Origin of the sequence: Anaerocolumna sp. (assembly GCF_032079385.1) — a bacterium.
Taxonomy (GTDB): Bacteria; Bacillota; Clostridia; order Lachnospirales; family Lachnospiraceae; genus Anaerocolumna.
Genome location: NZ_DAMAUC010000002.1, coordinates 23,147 through 40,503, shown reverse-complemented (window position 1 = coordinate 40,503; position 17,357 = coordinate 23,147). Strand labels below are relative to the sequence as shown.

Annotated in this window: 13 protein-coding genes; all 13 read left to right on the top strand. The window is 36.9% G+C overall.

What is annotated here, in order from left to right; translation table 11 throughout:
- The first annotated feature begins 21 nt into the window (after positions 1 to 21).
- The 13 genes from RT261_RS01840 (at position 22) to RT261_RS01780 (ending at position 17,206) form a co-directional block, all read left to right on the top strand.
- On the top strand, positions 22 to 1,095 hold the full coding sequence (locus RT261_RS01840) for an acyltransferase family protein (RefSeq protein WP_313128630.1): 1,074 nt from the start codon (positions 22 to 24) through the stop codon (positions 1,093 to 1,095).
- Positions 1,076 to 1,255: a DUF6472 family protein gene (locus RT261_RS01835; protein ID WP_313128627.1), complete on the top strand. Its 180-nt coding sequence runs from the start codon at positions 1,076 to 1,078 to the stop codon at positions 1,253 to 1,255. Before RT261_RS01840 ends, RT261_RS01835 begins: the two co-directional genes overlap by 20 nt.
- Positions 1,256 to 1,566: 311 nt before the next feature.
- A complete protein-coding gene (locus tag RT261_RS01830) occupies positions 1,567 to 3,474 on the top strand; it encodes an endonuclease MutS2 (protein WP_313128625.1) in 1,908 nt (635 codons plus the stop codon).
- A gap of 170 nt (positions 3,475 to 3,644) precedes the next feature.
- Complete coding sequence (locus tag RT261_RS01825) at positions 3,645 to 4,469, top strand: undecaprenyl-diphosphate phosphatase (protein ID WP_313128623.1); 825 nt, start codon at positions 3,645 to 3,647, stop codon at positions 4,467 to 4,469.
- Positions 4,470 to 4,603: 134 nt separating this feature from the next.
- On the top strand, positions 4,604 to 6,457 hold the full coding sequence (locus RT261_RS01820) for a glycoside hydrolase family 2 protein (RefSeq protein WP_313128620.1): 1,854 nt from the start codon (positions 4,604 to 4,606) through the stop codon (positions 6,455 to 6,457).
- An 82-nt stretch (positions 6,458 to 6,539) separates the two neighbouring features.
- A complete protein-coding gene (locus RT261_RS01815) occupies positions 6,540 to 7,829 on the top strand; it encodes a LysM peptidoglycan-binding domain-containing protein (RefSeq protein ID WP_313128617.1) in 1,290 nt (429 codons plus the stop codon).
- 132 nt (positions 7,830 to 7,961) lie between these two features.
- Positions 7,962 to 9,791, top strand: a complete 1,830-nt coding sequence (locus RT261_RS01810; protein ID WP_313128614.1) for a multicopper oxidase family protein — start codon at positions 7,962 to 7,964, stop codon at positions 9,789 to 9,791.
- Positions 9,792 to 10,121: 330 nt separating this feature from the next.
- Positions 10,122 to 11,105: a Gfo/Idh/MocA family protein gene (locus RT261_RS01805; protein ID WP_313128611.1), complete on the top strand. Its 984-nt coding sequence runs from the start codon at positions 10,122 to 10,124 to the stop codon at positions 11,103 to 11,105.
- A 133-nt stretch (positions 11,106 to 11,238) separates the two neighbouring features.
- The gene (locus RT261_RS01800) at positions 11,239 to 11,889 is read left to right on the top strand and encodes a class I SAM-dependent methyltransferase (RefSeq protein WP_313128607.1); all 651 of its coding nucleotides are present in this window, start codon (positions 11,239 to 11,241) and stop codon (positions 11,887 to 11,889) included.
- Between the two features lie 297 nt (positions 11,890 to 12,186).
- Positions 12,187 to 12,894: a response regulator transcription factor gene (locus RT261_RS01795; protein WP_313128605.1), complete on the top strand. Its 708-nt coding sequence runs from the start codon at positions 12,187 to 12,189 to the stop codon at positions 12,892 to 12,894.
- Positions 12,866 to 13,897 (top strand): sensor histidine kinase, encoded by a 1,032-nt coding sequence (locus RT261_RS01790; protein ID WP_313128601.1) that lies wholly within the window; start codon positions 12,866 to 12,868, stop codon positions 13,895 to 13,897. Before RT261_RS01795 ends, RT261_RS01790 begins: the two co-directional genes overlap by 29 nt.
- A 122-nt stretch (positions 13,898 to 14,019) precedes the next feature.
- Positions 14,020 to 14,706, top strand: coding sequence for an ABC transporter ATP-binding protein (locus RT261_RS01785; protein WP_313128598.1), 687 nt, complete (start codon positions 14,020 to 14,022; stop codon positions 14,704 to 14,706).
- On the top strand, positions 14,699 to 17,206 hold the full coding sequence (locus RT261_RS01780) for an ABC transporter permease (protein WP_313128596.1): 2,508 nt from the start codon (positions 14,699 to 14,701) through the stop codon (positions 17,204 to 17,206). The genes RT261_RS01785 and RT261_RS01780 overlap by 8 nt, the downstream gene beginning before the upstream one ends.
- The last annotated feature ends 151 nt before the right edge of the window (positions 17,207 to 17,357 follow it).

The following is a 17,357-nucleotide window of genomic DNA, read 5'->3' as shown; positions in this document are numbered from 1 at the left end:
CATTGTAAAGCGGAGGATTCTATGAAAAGTATTATGAGAAAGTGGTATTATCCGGATAGTGTTAGTGATAATACAATAGAAAATAGTCGAAGTTATTTTTTGGACAATCTTAAGTTTATCTTAATAACTCTTGTTGTTGTGGGGCATTTTAGCTTTAAATTGTGTGATATAAAGATAATTGATAAACTGGTTTATTTTATTTATATCTTTCATATGCCTTGTTTTATATTTATCAATGGCTTACTTGCAAAGAATATGAATGCAGGGGGAAGACTTAGGATTGATAAAGTCTTATCCATTTTCTCAATGTATCTGCTTTTTAAGATTGGTAATGCAATGATAAAGTTCATTTTTTCAGGCAATTTTGCATTGGAATTGTTTCATGATTCTTCTGCTCCCTGGTATCTCATATCCCTATGTATCTGGTACCTGTTTGTTCCGGTTATGGAACGTGTAAAACCCAGGTATTTCATACCGGGAACGGTTTTGTTGGGATTAGCTGCAGGGTATTTTAATAGTATAAGATTTGATTTTTCTTTATCCAGAGTATTGGTATTCTTTCCGTTTTTTGCAATAGGGTTTTATTTATCTAAAGAAAAACTGGAAGAATTCTTGAACAAACGTTTCAGACTTTTGGCACTATCTTTCCTTATAGTAGAATTCATTTGTATTGCGGTATTCTGGAAAGAATTAAGTGCGGATTATGGCATCCTATATGGCGGGACACCATATTCGGAAGTGTTGGGCAATTTAGCTCCTTATGGAATACTGTTTAGAGGCATATGGTATGGTGCCGCCATAATAACGTCTGCAGCTGTAATGCTCCTTGTTCCCAGATGTAAACTGTTTTTTTCGGAACTTGGCAGCCGTACCCTTCCAATCTACATGACTCATGTTTGGATTCGAAATATATTAGTTCATGCTGGATTTTTTGTTATGATAAAAGAAGGACCGGCGTATATTGATATTCTTGTAATACTTGGTAGTGTTGGACTTACATTTTTACTTGCAAATAAATGGCTCAAAAAATTGTTTGATATATTGATGATGCCAAAATTGTACAGGAGGATATTTTATGAAAGGAACCAATTGTGAGTATTGTATGAATTTTGTATATGATGATGAATACAATTGTTATGTATGTGATGTTAATTTAGATGAAGATGAAATGGTAAGGTTTTTAAGTAATTCTTATCATAATTGCCCACATTTTCAATTTAATGATGAATATAAAATTGTTAGAAAACAGATGTAAGCTAAACTTTTTATTGACATTTGATTTTTACCATGCTATTATGAATACATATTTTGGAATGAAAGGTTGTGCGTGTTTGTTAATTGCATCAATTTATGGAATTTAAGTAACTGAATGTAGCAAAACAGGTGTCCGCAGATAATTGCTGACAGTTTTATTTTTTACCTTTTAAGTTTAAAACTTAGGGTTTGTTTTTTTTGCCTGTTTTGATTCCGTAATAGATGTAGCACATACACAATTATGATTAGGATAATACCTATAAGACTATGATGCTATGGTCTTATAGGTTTTTTTTGTAAAGGAGTACAAACATGAATCATTCATTTCAAATATTAGAGTTTAATAAGATACTAAATAAATTAGAGGAATATGCTTATACAGAGAATGCAAAAGAAGAGATAAGAAAGTTAGAACCATTTATGGCAGAAAGAGACGTGTTAGCAAAACAAAGAGAAACTACAGAAGCTAGAATTATTCTGGATAAGATGGGAAATCCCCCTCTTGTATCCCTGTCAGGAGTAGGAGAACTTTTGTTAGTTGCAGAGAAAGAGGGCTGCCTTGCTGCGGAGCAATTAGAATATATTGCTATTACTTTAACTGCGGTAAGAAGATTAAAAGATTTCTTATGCCGCTGTAAGGTTCTTGAACTTAGCTTGCCATATTATGAAGTAGAGTTGGATTCTCTAGATGAATTAAGAGAAGAGTTGAATAATAAAATCAGAAACAACAGGGTAGATGATTATGCCAGCAAGTTATTAAAGGATCTCCGCAGTGAGATTGAAAGACTGGATAACAAGATGCGTATGAAGGCAGAGTCTATTCTAAAGTCTAATAAGGATTGTTTATCGGATCAATTTATTACCATCCGCAATGGGCGTATATGCCTGCCGGTAAAGAAAGATTGTAAGTTCAAAATAAATGGAAGTGTGATTGATAAATCTTCTACAGGAGCCACTCTTTTTATAGAACCAACAGCAGTTGCTAGTTTGAATGAAGAACTGCAGGAGTTAAAGATTGAAGAAGACAACGAAGAACGAAGAATTTTATATACACTGACATCTATGGTGGCAGAGCAGATAGAGGTTTTTTTACAAAATACCAAAATCATGGAGAAGCTGGATTATATATTTGCAAAAGGAAAACTTAGTGTAGAACTGGATGGCAAAACCCCTCATATTAATACAGATAGGGTTATAAAAATTGTAAATGGAAAGCATCCTTTAATGGATAAAAATATCTGTATACCATTAAACTTCAATCTTGGGGGCGATACCAATGGAGTTATTATTACCGGACCAAATACAGGCGGAAAAACAGTTGCAATCAAAACAGTGGGATTACATTGCTTGATGGCTCAATGCGGGCTTCACATTCCATGTGATGAAGCGGATATTTGCTTGAATAATCAGGTGCTTTGTGATATTGGTGACGGACAGAATATATCTGAGAACTTATCAACCTTTTCAGCCCATATTACGAATGTGTTAGATATCTTAAAGAAAACCAGCAGAGACAGTCTTGTGATTATGGATGAATTGGGTTCCGGCACGGATCCTACAGAGGGCATGGGAATCGCAATTGCAATATTAGAGGAACTAAGAAAGTCCAATTGTCTTTTCCTAGTTACCACTCATTATCCGGAAGTTAAGAATTATGCTGAAAAAACAGAAAGTATTCTGAATGCACGAATGACCTTTCACCGGGAAACATTAAAACCACTATACCAACTGGAAATTGGAAAAGCCGGGGAAAGTTGTGCCCTTTATATAGCAAAACGTCTTGGCATGCCGGGTGGCATGCTCCGCAATGCGAGTATGGCGGCTTATGGGAAAGTAGAGTTGGAATTCTTGGGCTTAACGAAAGAAGAAGTACGACGGGAATCTGCACCAATTATTTCTAAGATAAGAGAGAAAAAGAATCAGCAGAGTATTACAGAAAAGTTTAACCTGGGTGATAGCGTTATGGTTTTACCAGATAAAAAAATCGGTATTGTTTGTGAGAAAGTTAATGATAAAGGTGTTCTGCGGGTTCAATTACCGGATAAAAAGATATGGATCAACCATAAACGTGTTAAATTACATGTGGCTGCGGAAGAGTTATATCCGGAAGACTATGATTTTTCTATTATTTTTGATACGGTAGAGAATCGTAAGGCAAGACATAGTATGGAAAGAAAATATTGTGGTGATTTGGAAATAAACTATGAAGATAAAATATGAAGATAAAAACATGAAGATTAAATATGAAAGATATGATAGGACCCAAGAAACCAGATACCTTTATTCTTAAAAAATAAAATCAATTCATATCTTTGGAATTTTATGTTGTACTTTTCTATATGAATGTTATATAATTCTAATTATTACGTAAGGAATATTGGAGGATAAAAATGGATTTCATAGAAATTATTAAGGCATTAATATTAGGTATAGTTGAGGGAATTACAGAGTGGCTGCCTATTAGCAGTACAGGACATTTGATATTATTTGAAAACTTATTAACATTAAATGTTTCTGCTGAATTTATGGAAATGATGAGAGTAGTAATTCAGTTAGGTGCTATTATGGCAGTTGTAATACTTTATTTTCACAAACTTAATCCTTTTTCTCCTAAGAAATCTCTTCAGGAAAAGAAAGATACCATGAGTATTTGGTTTAAAGTAATTGTTGGTGTTATTCCAGCAGGTATCTTAGGTGTATTATTTGATGATTGGTTTGATGCACATTTTTATAATGATGTAACAGTAGCGATAACATTAATCCTTTATGGTGTGCTTTTTATTGTTATTGAAAACCGAAACAAAGGAAGAAAGACACAAATCAATAGTTTTAAGGATTTATCCTATAAAACTGCATTATATATTGGGTTATTCCAGGTTTTATCATTAGTTCCCGGTACTTCACGTTCTGGTGCAACGATTCTTGGAGCCATTATACTTGGAACTTCACGTCATATAGCTGCTGAATATTCCTTCTTTTTAGCCATTCCGGTAATGTTTGGCGCAAGTGCTTTAAAATTAATCAAATTTGGTTTTAGCTTTACAGGAGCAGAGCTGGCAATACTGTTAACAGGTATGATTTCGGCTTTTGTTGTCTCAATTATTGCAATTAAGTTTCTTATTAAATACATTAAAAATAACGATTTTAAAGCCTTTGGCTGGTATCGTATTGTACTTGGCGTAATTGTAATCGCATTTTTTATTTTATTTAAATAGTCATTTATAGCCTCTTAATTTGGTAATTATTTATCGAATAGGAGGCTATAATATTATAGGTATATAATGAATAGGGTTATACTAGGAAGCTGATAGGTGCAGTTGCATGAACGTTAAAATAGGAAGGTGATAGGTTGAAACTAAGAGATGCCATTCGAACTATGAAATTTAAAGAAAAGAATAAGTCCCATCATGAGCTATATACAACCTGGGGGGAGCAATTAAATCCGGATCATGTTCTGGAGGAGTATCCAAGACCCCAGCTGAGAAGAGATAATTATACCATATTAAACGGATATTGGGATTATTGTATTACTAAGGATTCTTCTATGCCTGAAGAATACCAAGGCAGAATATTAGTACCATTTTCTCCGGAAAGTATCTTATCCGGAGTGAATAAGCAATTAATGCCAGGAGAATTTCTGTGGTATGAGAGAAGGATTAAGATTGATACCTTACCTTATAATAAAAGGTGCATTCTGCATTTTGGAGCAGTGGATCAATTCTGTGAAGTATATTTCAATAATAAAAAGCTAAAGGAACATTTAGGTGGGTATCTGCCATTCTCTGTGGATCTTACTAACGAAATTATAACAGGTGAGAATATACTTATTCTAAAGGTATCTGATAAAAGTGATACTTCTTATCACAGCAGAGGTAAACAGAAATTGGATCGTGGAGGTATGTTTTATACTGCCCAAAGTGGGATTTGGCAGACGGTCTGGATGGAATGGGTTCCTAATATATATATTGAATCAGTAAAGATTACCCCACTGGTACTGCAAAGTGCAGTAGAAGTAAATATCCTGATTAATAGCAATAGTTCAGATATACATAGGGAAGATAACAATTCTTCAGGGGATACTTATGAAAGTGTGACTTCCGGAAATGTGGAAAACATAGAATTTCAAATTGATGTATATGCGAAAGGAACTTTAATAAAATCTGAAACCAGTGAGTATCCCAATGTTGTTATTCCTATGAGTAACTTTGAATATTGGAGCCCGGAGAATCCTTTCTTATATGATATGGTTATTGAGGTGGGGGACGACCGGGTAGAAACTTATTTTGCAATGAGGGTAGTAGAGATACAAATGGATAGTGATGGCATCCCCAGAATCTATCTCAATCATAAGCACTATTTTCAAAATGGTATATTAGATCAGGGATACTGGCCGGATGGTTTATACACTGCGCCTAGTGATGAAGCACTTATATTTGATATTCAAAAAGCAAAAGAGCTGGGCTTTAACATGATACGTAAACACATTAAAATAGAGCCGCTTCGCTGGTATTATCATTGTGACCGTTTAGGCGTTTTAGTGTGGCAGGACATGGTAAATGGAGGAGAAAAATACAATGAATTAATAGTTGGTTATCTGCCTACTTTATTTCCTAGTTCTGCAAAGATGCTAAAAGACAAACATTACCGACTATTTGGCAGAAAAAATGCAGAGGGACGGAAGGAATGGGCAAAAGAGTGTGAAGAAACTGTAGAGCATCTATATAATTGTCCATCCATTGTGGTTTGGGTTCCGTTTAATGAAGCTTGGGGACAATTTGATGCTAAAAAAATATATGCCAGATTGAAAGAAATGGATAAAACCAGACTCATTGACCATGCAAGCGGCTGGTTTGATCAAAAATGCGGAGATTTTAAAAGCATACACAATTATTTTCATAAGCTAAAGATAAAGTCTGGAAAACGGCCTATTGTATTATCTGAATTCGGTGGTTTTGCCTGTTATATAAAAGAACATTCTTATTCTTGGCAAATTTACGGATATCGAATCTATTTGAATGAGGAAGATTTAGATAAGGATTATCAAAAGATATTTGCAGAAGATATTACAGAACTTAAGAAGAACGGATTATGCGCTGCGGTATATACACAGCTTTCTGATGTGGAGGATGAAGTAAACGGATTATTCACATATGATCGTAAAATATGTAAAGTAAAACCGCTGCCAAACAAGATTCGTTCATAAAGTTGAATGAACTCCGGCTTTTCTTACATTATATACTATATAAATTCATATATTTAATCAAAGACTTTGCCTAGAGGTAATTATGCTGATACATATAGTTCAACCAGGGGAAACAGCTGAATCCATAGCAAATCTATATGGACTTTCTGCAGATAGATTAATTATAGAAAACGGTATAACAAATCCCAGTAATCTTACAGTTGGAGAAACCCTGGTCATATTATATCCTGAGATAACCTATACCGTTCAAGAAGGAGATACCTTAGCAGGTATTGCAAAAGCCAATGATGTAACTGTAATGGAGCTATTAAGAAATAACCCTCATATTTCAGATAGAGAATATTTAATAGTTGGAGAAACCTTAGTTATCAAATACGCGGATACAAAAATTAAGAAAATTGCCGTGAATGGATATACTTATCCTTTTATTGAAAGTTCCACTCTTAGAAAGACCTTACCTTTTCTAACTTATTTAAATATCTATAGTTATTCTACTATGCCAGACGGTAACCTAGTTGATATAAATGATACGGAGATTATTCAGACCGCTAAAGAATACGGAGTTGCCCCTATTATGTTAATTACATTTCCGGAAAGTGATAATAGAGAAAATGATATTACACATAGCATACTTAATAATATGGAGATTCAAAATCGTTATGTTAATGCTATTTTACGTATTTTAAATACAAAAGGGTATTATGGGGTGAATTTCGATATTGTATATATTTTTCCGGAAGACCGTGAATTATATATAAAATTTATGGTGGATTTTGCAAATATTATTAGGGAACAAGGATATGAAGTATTTAATACATATGGTGCTAGTACATTTGAATTATTAACAGGAATTGCATACTCTGAACTTCAATATGCAAATATAAGTGATTATGTAGATTTTACTATTCTTTTACCTTATGAGTTGGGACTTTCTATTGGAATTCCTCCTAGCACAATAGCTTTTCAATCGGCCCAGCAGTTTATTGATATTGCTATTTCACTAATACCACCCGAAAAATTACAGGTGGGAATATCAACCATTGGATATATATGGGAGCTTCCCTATCTGGAATGTGTCACCAGGGGGCATTCAATGTCTAATAGAGCTGCAGTCGATTTAGCCCGGGAACATAATGTACCAATCGAATATGATACGATAACAGAATCCGCTTATTTTATATATATAATAGGTAATAATGAATACTTCGTACAATTTGCAGATGCACGAAGTATAAATGCCTATATCCAATTAGTTGGAGAAACCAGATTGGGTGGTATAGCAGTTTGGAATATTATGAACTTTTTTAATAAATTGTGGCTGATGATTAATTCACAATTTGAAATTGATAAAGTTATAGATGTAATAAGGTAGAAGATATGATTTAATCCATAACGACATAATGCCTTATAATACGCCATAATATAACACAAAACTATAATTGAAACATATAATATTATAGTCTTATTAAGATTATTTATGTTAATTATAGATGGAGGTGTCAATATGGCTAGTTATATAATACGTAGGTCAAAAGCGCCGGAAGAATATGAAGAACTGGGAAAATATGAAGGCCTGGAAGAACATGAAGAAGCAGAAGAAAATAGAGAAATAGAAGAAAATAAAGAAGTAGAAGAGAATAAAGAAGTAGAAGAGAATAAAGAAGTAGAAGAGAATAAAGAAGTAGAAGAAAATAAAGAAGCAGTAGAATATAATAAATCAAAAGAATATGCAAATCAGGGAGATTATGCAGAATCGGGAAGATACGAAAAACCCGAAGTAATTAAAGTGGACCCAACGGATCCCACTACCATACCTAAATTCGTGGATCCAATGCCGATACCAGATGTAGCAGAGCCTGTTAATCAATGTGATTCATCAAAGAAAGAAGAGCTGTTTTATAATATTATAATGCGCCAGGGAAAACATAGATTTCATAAGAATTTTCCTTTAACAAACATTTGGGGTTATAATGGAACCTACCCAGGTCCAACCTTTGAAGTTGAAAAAGATATACCAATTAAAGTGAAATGGGAGAATAAATTACCTACGAAACACATCCTTCCGGTAGATCATACCCTTCATGGAACTATGGATACACCGGATGTAAGAACGGTAGTGCATCTTCATGGCGCTAATGTTGCAGCTGACAGTGATGGTCATCCGGACGCCTGGTTTTCAAGAGATAATGAGTATGTGGGATATAAATATACCCGGGAAGTATACGAATATACCAATCATCAAGCTGGAGGTATCTTGTGGTATCATGATCATGCAGTAGGAATAACCAGATTAAATGTATACGCAGGATTAGCCGGCTTTTATTTTATAAGAGACTTTTTAGAGAGACGATTAAATCTTCCAAAAGGTCCTTTTGAAGTACCAATATTGATACAGGATAAATCTTTTAATAAGGATGGTTCCTTATTCTATCCGGATAATGCAACACCACCTGTTGAGAATCCCATTCCGTCAATACCACCTGTTTTCTTTGGAAATACTGTAGTGGTAAATGGTAAGCTTTGGCCATACTTTGAAGTTGAGCCTCGTAAATACAGATTTCGGATATTAAATGGCTCCAATGCACGAGCTTATGAACTTAAATTAAGTAATGGGGCAAAATTCCATCAGATTGGTACTGAATTAGGATTATTGCATCATCCTGTAGAGATTGATTCTTTTATTATGGAACCGGCTGAAAGAATTGATGTCATTGTTGACTTTTCAGAATATAAAGGACAGGAAATTATCTTAGAAAACATTGCCCAAGGTCCACCAAGTCCTGGCATGGAAAATATAATGAAATTCAAAGTAAGTAAAGAATTGTCTTGTCCGGATACAAGTGTGATTCCTAAAGAACTAATGGCTGCTCACAAAATGGATCCAAAGTTAGCTGCTAAAGAGAGAACAATGCAGTTAGTTGAAACCACAGATCATTATGGAAGAGCACAGCATCTGCTGAACGGTAGAATGTGGGATGCTCCGGTTACTGAAACGCCAAAATTAGATACCATTGAAATATGGCATTTTGTAAACAACTTTGCCTTTCCTCATCCAATGCATGTTCATCTGGTTCATTTCGAGATATTGGGAAGAAAGGTATTTACACCGAGTGATTTTGATGAACATGGAAACTATATATTTGATATAAATAGTTTAACACCTCCCCTTAGTTATGAAACCGGACCGAAAGACGTGGCAAGGGCAGAACCAGGGCAGGTAACATCGGTTATCATGCATTTTAAAGAGCATGTTGGAGATTATGTATGGCATTGCCATATACTAGAACATGAGGATAATGATATGATGAGACCATTGTTAGTAATAAATCAATAAAAGATAGAGATGAAATGATAAAAATAAAATGAAAGAGATGAAATAGTAAAAATATAAAATAGTAAAGATGTAAAACAAGTATGTAAACTAGCGAATAGAAAGCAGCTGTTGAAAAATTGTCATTCTAAGAAAATAATTCAGCAAAGATGAATCAGTACTTAGAAGGACACTTTTTCAACAGTTCTTTTATGTTTTCTCTTACATTTTAGACAGGTTTATGATAGACTAAGAAGTAAGAATCAATATGTTTTAATGGCGTATTAATCCTGTTATGTTTATTATAAATGAATGATAAAACTGTAGAACCAGTATATATTAAGGAGATTATTGATGAAAGTAGTTAACTTTGGAATTATAGGTTGTGGAGCTGTAACTGAGGTGAAAAGCGGTCCCGCTTTTCAAAAGATTGAAGGTGCTAATCTTTTAGCAGTTATGAGACGGGATGAGGAAAAATTAAAAGATTATGCCAAGAGACATAATGTACCTAAATACACAACAAATTATCTAGAATTATTAAAAGACAAAGATATTGATGCGGTTTATATTGCTACTCCTCCTAATATGCATCATTTTTATACTCTGGAAGCTGCTAAATATGGAAAGGCGGTTTATGTTGAAAAGCCAATGGCTATGACAGTGACGGAATGCGAAGAAATGATTCAGGTTTGTAAGGATAATAATGTCCCATTGTTTGTGGCTTATTATAGAAGAGGACAAGATAAATTTAATAAAGTAAAAGAAATGCTGGAATCCAAGGAAATCGGTGAAGTAAGATCCTTTCAGTATTTCTATACCTCCGGTATACCAAAGGGAGATCCTAACCGCCCATGGCTTCTAAGCAAAGAGGTGGCAGGCGGGGGATTATTATATGATATAGGCTCCCATATGATTGATACAATGATTTTTTTGTTTGGGGATGTTAAGCAGGCATCGGGAATATCCTGCAATCAAAGCAAAGCGTTAAATGTAAACGATGTTACTTCCGGTATTCTTCAATTTAAAAACAATATTCAGGGAAGTATACAACTTTCTTTTAACGGAAATGAAAGAAGGGATGAATTAACCATAATTGGAAGTAAAGGCTCAATAAAGTTACCCATTATGTTATATGATAATTTAACTGTAATAAAAGAAGACAAATCATATGAAATAGAATTTCCACAACCGGAGCATGTCCAGCTGCCATTAATAAAAAGAGTGGTGAATACTCTATTGGGGAAGGATAACTATGATACCAGCGGAGTATATGGACTTAGAACTCAGGAAATATTAGAGACATTTGAAAATAGTACAACAATCAAATATGAAATATGATAAATATTAAGAACAAAAAAGTGGCAGGTTAGGGGAAATAGGAATATGATAGGTTGATTTAAAAAAGTATCAATGGTTACAAGACATGATAGAGATTACTAAATATGATGAGAAATAGGGGAAATGGGAACATATGAAGATAGAGAAAATGAGTGATTTTTTCACCGCCCGTGTGAACGGATATGATGACCATATGCTTAATGATGTGGAAGGGTGTAAAGAAGGTTATATCAGGATGGCGGAATTACTGCCTCAAGGTGTTAGTCAATTACTGGATTTAGGCTGTGGCACTGGATTAGAACTGGATGAGATATTTAAAAGATTTCCTTCCATTCATGTGACTGGTGTGGATCTGACAAAGGCAATGCTTGATCAATTAAAACAAAAATATCCGGATAAGAATATGGTATTAATAAATGAAAGTTATTTTGATTATGATTTTGGAGCTTGTAAATACAATGCAGTAGTTTCTTTTCAAACAATGCATCATTTTTCACATGAGGATAAAATTAAATTGTATTCAAAGATTCTGACTGCTTTAAAAGAGGGCGGCCAATACATAGAATGCGATTATATGGTAGAAAAGCAGGAGGAGGAAGACTTTTATTTTAATGAAAATAAGAGACTGCGTAATGAAAACGGTATTAAGGATGGGGAGTTTTATCATTATGATACTCCATGTACGATTTCTAATCAAATTGATCTGTTTTTAAAAGCTGGGTTTCAGAATGTGAAAATGATTTGGCGGGAGGGAAATACTACAATAATAATAGCTCAAAAGTAATATTGTCGAAAATCGAATGGTTCTACCCACTTACTTTGCAATTGTATCAGAGTTGAGTGTAGATGTAACTTTACAGACAACAACGGACAATGGGGTTCATTATAATAGAGAGCAGGGATATTGTTTTTTATAACAATGTCCCTGCTCTGTTACCGTTGCCAGCCTATCATCATCCCTGCTATGGGTACAAAGACTGTAGCCTGTAGAAAGTGTTCCATAATAAAAGAATAAAGTTTCTGTCTGTGAGATTTCGATGACATTTAACTGGTATTCTAAAAAGAAAAAAGGAGTGATTACATGAAATTATTAGTGGTTGAGGATGACCGCCTTTTGAATAACACACTTTGTTATAACCTTACCACCACAGGTTATGTGGTGGATGGGGCCATGACAAAAGCGGCGGCAATGAAATTATGTGAAGCCGGGGATTATGATCTAATCGTTCTGGACATCAATTTACCAGATGGAAGCGGTTTTGACTTCTGCCGTGAAATCAAGGAGCGCCGCCCGGATACCGCAGTAATTTTCCTTACCGCAAACGATATGGAAAGCGATATGCTTCGGGGATTTGAATTGGGTGCAGATGATTATGTGACAAAGCCATTTCCCATTAGTGTATTCCGTAAAAAGGTTTCTGCGCTGCTGGCCCGTATTCAAAAACAAACTGGCGGCGATTGTTACAATGATGGAACCCTGCTTATCAATTTTTCTGAAATGACGGCTACACTTACAGGACAGACGATTTCTTTTACTCCATTGGAGTATCGTCTGTTAAAGGTGCTGACAAAAAACTCACAAATCGTTTTAACCCGCCAAGTGCTTTTGGAGAAACTGTGGGATGCGGAGGGTAATTTTGTGGATGAACACGCCTTAACCGCTGCCATCAGCCGGATTCGCAATAAAATTGAAGAAAATGGATTGCAATACATCAAAACAGTATACGGCATGGGTTATATGTGGATTGGAGGAACAGCAAATGACAGTCGAAAAACTCTCCATCAATAAAGCATGCGCCGTGGCTGGAATTTTTCTTGCAACAGTTTCCCTGTTACTGCTTGGGGTACTGTTCTGTCTGACAGAAAATATGACGGTGATTTTATGCGGTCTGCTGTATATCCTACTTGTAGTTTCCTGCGTGATGGTTTTTGTTGCCCTTATACGCCGGAAGCTCACTGCATTCTCCGATACTATGTGCAAGTTGTTGGATGATATGCTGACAGAAGAAATTGAACCGCCACAGGTTATTGAGGAAGAAAGTCTATTTTACAAAATCAATCATAGGCTGGTGCGTCTATATGAGGTCATGCGGGAAAACCGGCGAAGTATTGCCAAAGAACGTGCTGACCTGCAAGAGCTTATTTCAGATATTTCCCATCAGGTAAAAACCCCGATTGCCAACTTGAAAATGATAGATGCTACCCTGCTAGAGCAGCCCGTTCCTCAGGAAAAGCAGCAGGAATTTTTGTGTGCCATGGGGAACCAGCTTGACAAGCTGGATTTTCTCATGCAGACCATGATTAAAACATCGAGGCTTGAAACAGGAGTTATCTCATTAGAGAAACGACGACAGCCAATTTATGATACCCTCGCAGCAGCATTGGGCGGTATCTTGCTTAATGCGGAAAAGAAACATATTGAAGTCCGCATAGAGTGTTCGGAAAATTTGGAAGTGTCCCATGACCGTAAATGGACGGGTGAAGCCCTGTTTAACATTTTGGACAATGCTGTGAAATATACGCCGAAGAATGGAACTATCCATGTAGCAGCCAAAAATTGGGGAATGTATTTTAGAATCGATATAACCGACAGTGGAAAAGGTATTCCAGAACAGCACCAGGGAGCAATTTTTAAGCGGTTTTATCGTGAAGAAGATGTTCACGATATTGAGGGAATTGGTATCGGTTTATATCTGACCCGCGAGATCATTACCATGCAAGGAGGCTACATCAAAGTATCTTCGGAGGTTGGGCAGGGCGCTACCTTTTCTGTGCTGTTACCCCAGGAATAAGGCTTTTTTGAAATATCACAGGATCGTGACATTTCAGGGGGTATAGGGCGGAACGTTCGTGACATTTCTGTGAGGTTTGCTTTTTACAATGGTGTCACCAATACGAAAGGATGGTGTTTACTATGAGTATTTTACAAACAATTGATCTGAAAAAGTATTACGGTGTCAGACCTAACATTACAAAGGCGCTGGACGGCGTGACGCTTTCTATTGAACAGGGAGAATTTGTTGCCATTGTTGGGACTTCCGGCAGCGGAAAATCCACGTTGCTTAATATGATGGGCGGTCTGGATGTGCCAACTTCCGGAAGCGTTAAAGTAAAAGAGAAAGAGCTTTCCCACATGAAAGACGAACAGCTTACTATTTTCCGCAGGCGCAATATCGGCTTTGTGTTCCAAAACTATAATCTGGTTCCCGTTCTCAATGTGTATGAGAATATCGTCCTGCCGGTAGAGTTGGACGGTGATACTGTGGATAAAGCATTTATGAGTGAAGTGGTGCATATGCTTGCGTTGCAAGATAAGCTTAACAGTATGCCGAACAATCTTTCCGGTGGTCAGCAACAACGTGTGGCGATTGCCCGGGCATTAGTATCAAAACCTGCAATTATCCTGGCCGACGAGCCGACGGGTAATCTGGACAGCCGAACAAGCAGTGATGTTTTAGGGCTGCTTAAAAGGACCAGTCAGAAATTCAATCAAACCATTGTAATGATTACGCACAATAATGAAATTGCCCAGCTTGCCCACCGCATTATCCGAATTGAGGATGGCCGGGTTCGCCCACAAGGGGGTGGGAACCGTGAATGATATTCTGTTTGGAAACAACAACAATGGGGCATTGAACAAGTTAACAAAACGCTCCCTGAAATCTCAAAAAAACTATATCGCAATTATGGCCATCATGCTCTCAACTCTATTGTTTACCAGCCTGTTTACAATTGCTGTCAGTTTACAGACATCCATGCAGGACAGTAACATGCGGACAATTGGTACATCTGCCCATGGGGGTATTAAGCACATTACATTGGATGAATATGAGGCACTGAGTTCAGATAATAGAATCAAAGAAGCAGGACGCTCTGTCATATTTGGATATGCTGTTGGGGATTACTTCAACAAGACACCCACAGAAGTACGATGGGCTGATACAAATTATGCAAAGTGGACATTTAACTATCCTGATGAGGGACGATTACCGAAAGAAGAAAACGAACTTGCTACCAGCAGGATTGTGCTGGCAGCTATGGGTATTCCGGCAGAGGTCGGTACACAGTTTGAATTGACCTATACCACCGATACAGATACTATAACAGACACTTTTACGCTATGTGGCATTTGGGAGGGGGATTCTGTGGCATATCGGCAAACCATCCTGCTTTCTGAACCCTACACCGAAAAAGTGGCTCCTGCTGTTCGCGGTACATCGGATAATACGGTAACAGAATCTACCGGGTATATCGACTGTGTTTTTATGCTTCCTTCCCCATGGAATATTGAAAAACAGGCAGAAAAAATTACAGAACAGAGCGGTTTAAGTGACAGGGTGAACATTAACACAGCATATAGCACTGCGGAAATAAATTTATCAACCATACTCCCGGTACTGGCAGGTGTTTTTGTAATCTTTATAGCTGGCTACCTGTTGATTTATAATGTGTTTTATATCTCCATTGCACAGGACATACGTTTTTATGGTATGCTGAAAACCCTGGGGACAACAGCAAAGCAAATTCGTAAAATTGTATACAAAAAGGCAATACGGCTGTCTTTAATCGGTATTCCCCTCGGTCTGGCTTTGGGCTGGCCTGTGGGCCGGGTATTACTTCCGTCCATTATAGGAATGCTGGGTGAAGATATGCGGGTAGTAACTACCGTAAACCCTCTTATCTTTCTTACAGCGGTTGTATTTGCACTGATAACCGTATTTATAAGCTGCAGAAAGCCTGCAAAAATGGCAGCAAAGGTTTCACCCATTGAAGCCCTGCGCTATGTGGAACAGCCGTCAGGCAAGAAGAAACATAAGCGCAGCAGGCATATCAGCACTACCATGATGGCAAAAGAAAATCTTGGGCGCAATAAGAAAAAAGTTGTAATTGTTACACTTTCCTTTGCATTGAGTATCGTGTTGCTCAACAGCGTATATACCTATATCAATTCTTTTGATTTTGATAAGTTTGTGTCCGATTTCAGTCTCACTGACTTTACGGTTGCTGATGCATCCATTATCAACAGCAATAGTCCGTTTAATACAGCAAATGTAAATAAGGATTTTACCGATCAGGCTGAAAGTCTGGCGGGATTGGAAAACATAGGGAACATTTATTTACAGGCTGCCCCACAGCCTCTTGATGATGTATCACTGGAAAAGTTAAAAGAGCTTTCGGAACAGTCCGAGGCTGTTGAGTACGGTAATTATTTGATACGAAAGGAACATGGTGTAAACCTCTACGGTCTGGATGAATGGCCTGCCGAATATTTGCAAGTGATTGAGGGGAGTTTGGACACCGAACAATGGCAGGCGGGTAAAGGTATCTATGTTACTCCCATGCGGATGGTAGGTGACGGTACGCTGTCACTATACCATCCGGGAGATCAGGTTACAATCATCTGTGGGAATGGGATGAGCAAGACTTATAATGTCCTCGCTGTTGTAACTATACCCAGTGCTTTATCCACTCCTTTGAATCTTGATATGGGTGTGGAATTTGTATTGCCCTCCGGGGAGTTTCTGAAGGATATTGACTCTGCAGACTATCTGCCGATGAAAACTGTTTTTAATGTAGACGATGAACACATCATTCCTACGGAAAACTGGCTGAAAAATTATACTACCAACACGGACAGCAGTCTGGACTACTATTCAAAAGTTACCCTGCGGCAGATATTTCAGACCATGATAGATATGTTCCGTCTTGTAGGTGGTGCACTTTGTGCACTCCTTGCTCTGATTGGCATTTTGAATTTCATAAACTCTATGAAAACCTCGATTCTTTCCCGGCACAAAGAAATTGCCATGTTGCAATCTGTGGGCATGACCGGGGGGCAGGTAAAGGAAATGTTGATTTTTGAGGGGATTGGTTACTCATTGCTGGGGCTATTCTGTTCGCTAGTTCTTTCAATCATTGCCAGCGTGACAGTGGTACGGATGATGGGGGCTGAATTAAGCTATTTTACATGGAATTTTACATTACTCCCTGTTGTCCTTTGCGTAATTCCCCTAATTGTGATTACGGTTCTTATACCTTTGCTGTGCTATAAGAAGATGGCACAGCAAACAGTCGTTGAGCGTTTGAGAATAACGGAATAGCAGCCTGCTATTCAAGGGGCCGTCCTAAAAGGGCGGCCCTTTTGAGGTCACAAGGCTGTGATGCTTAAAAATCATTCTGCAGCTCCTAATGTGAATAATTAGGAATAAGGCTTTATAAGAAAGCTAAAAATATTTTTTTTACAGTATATCT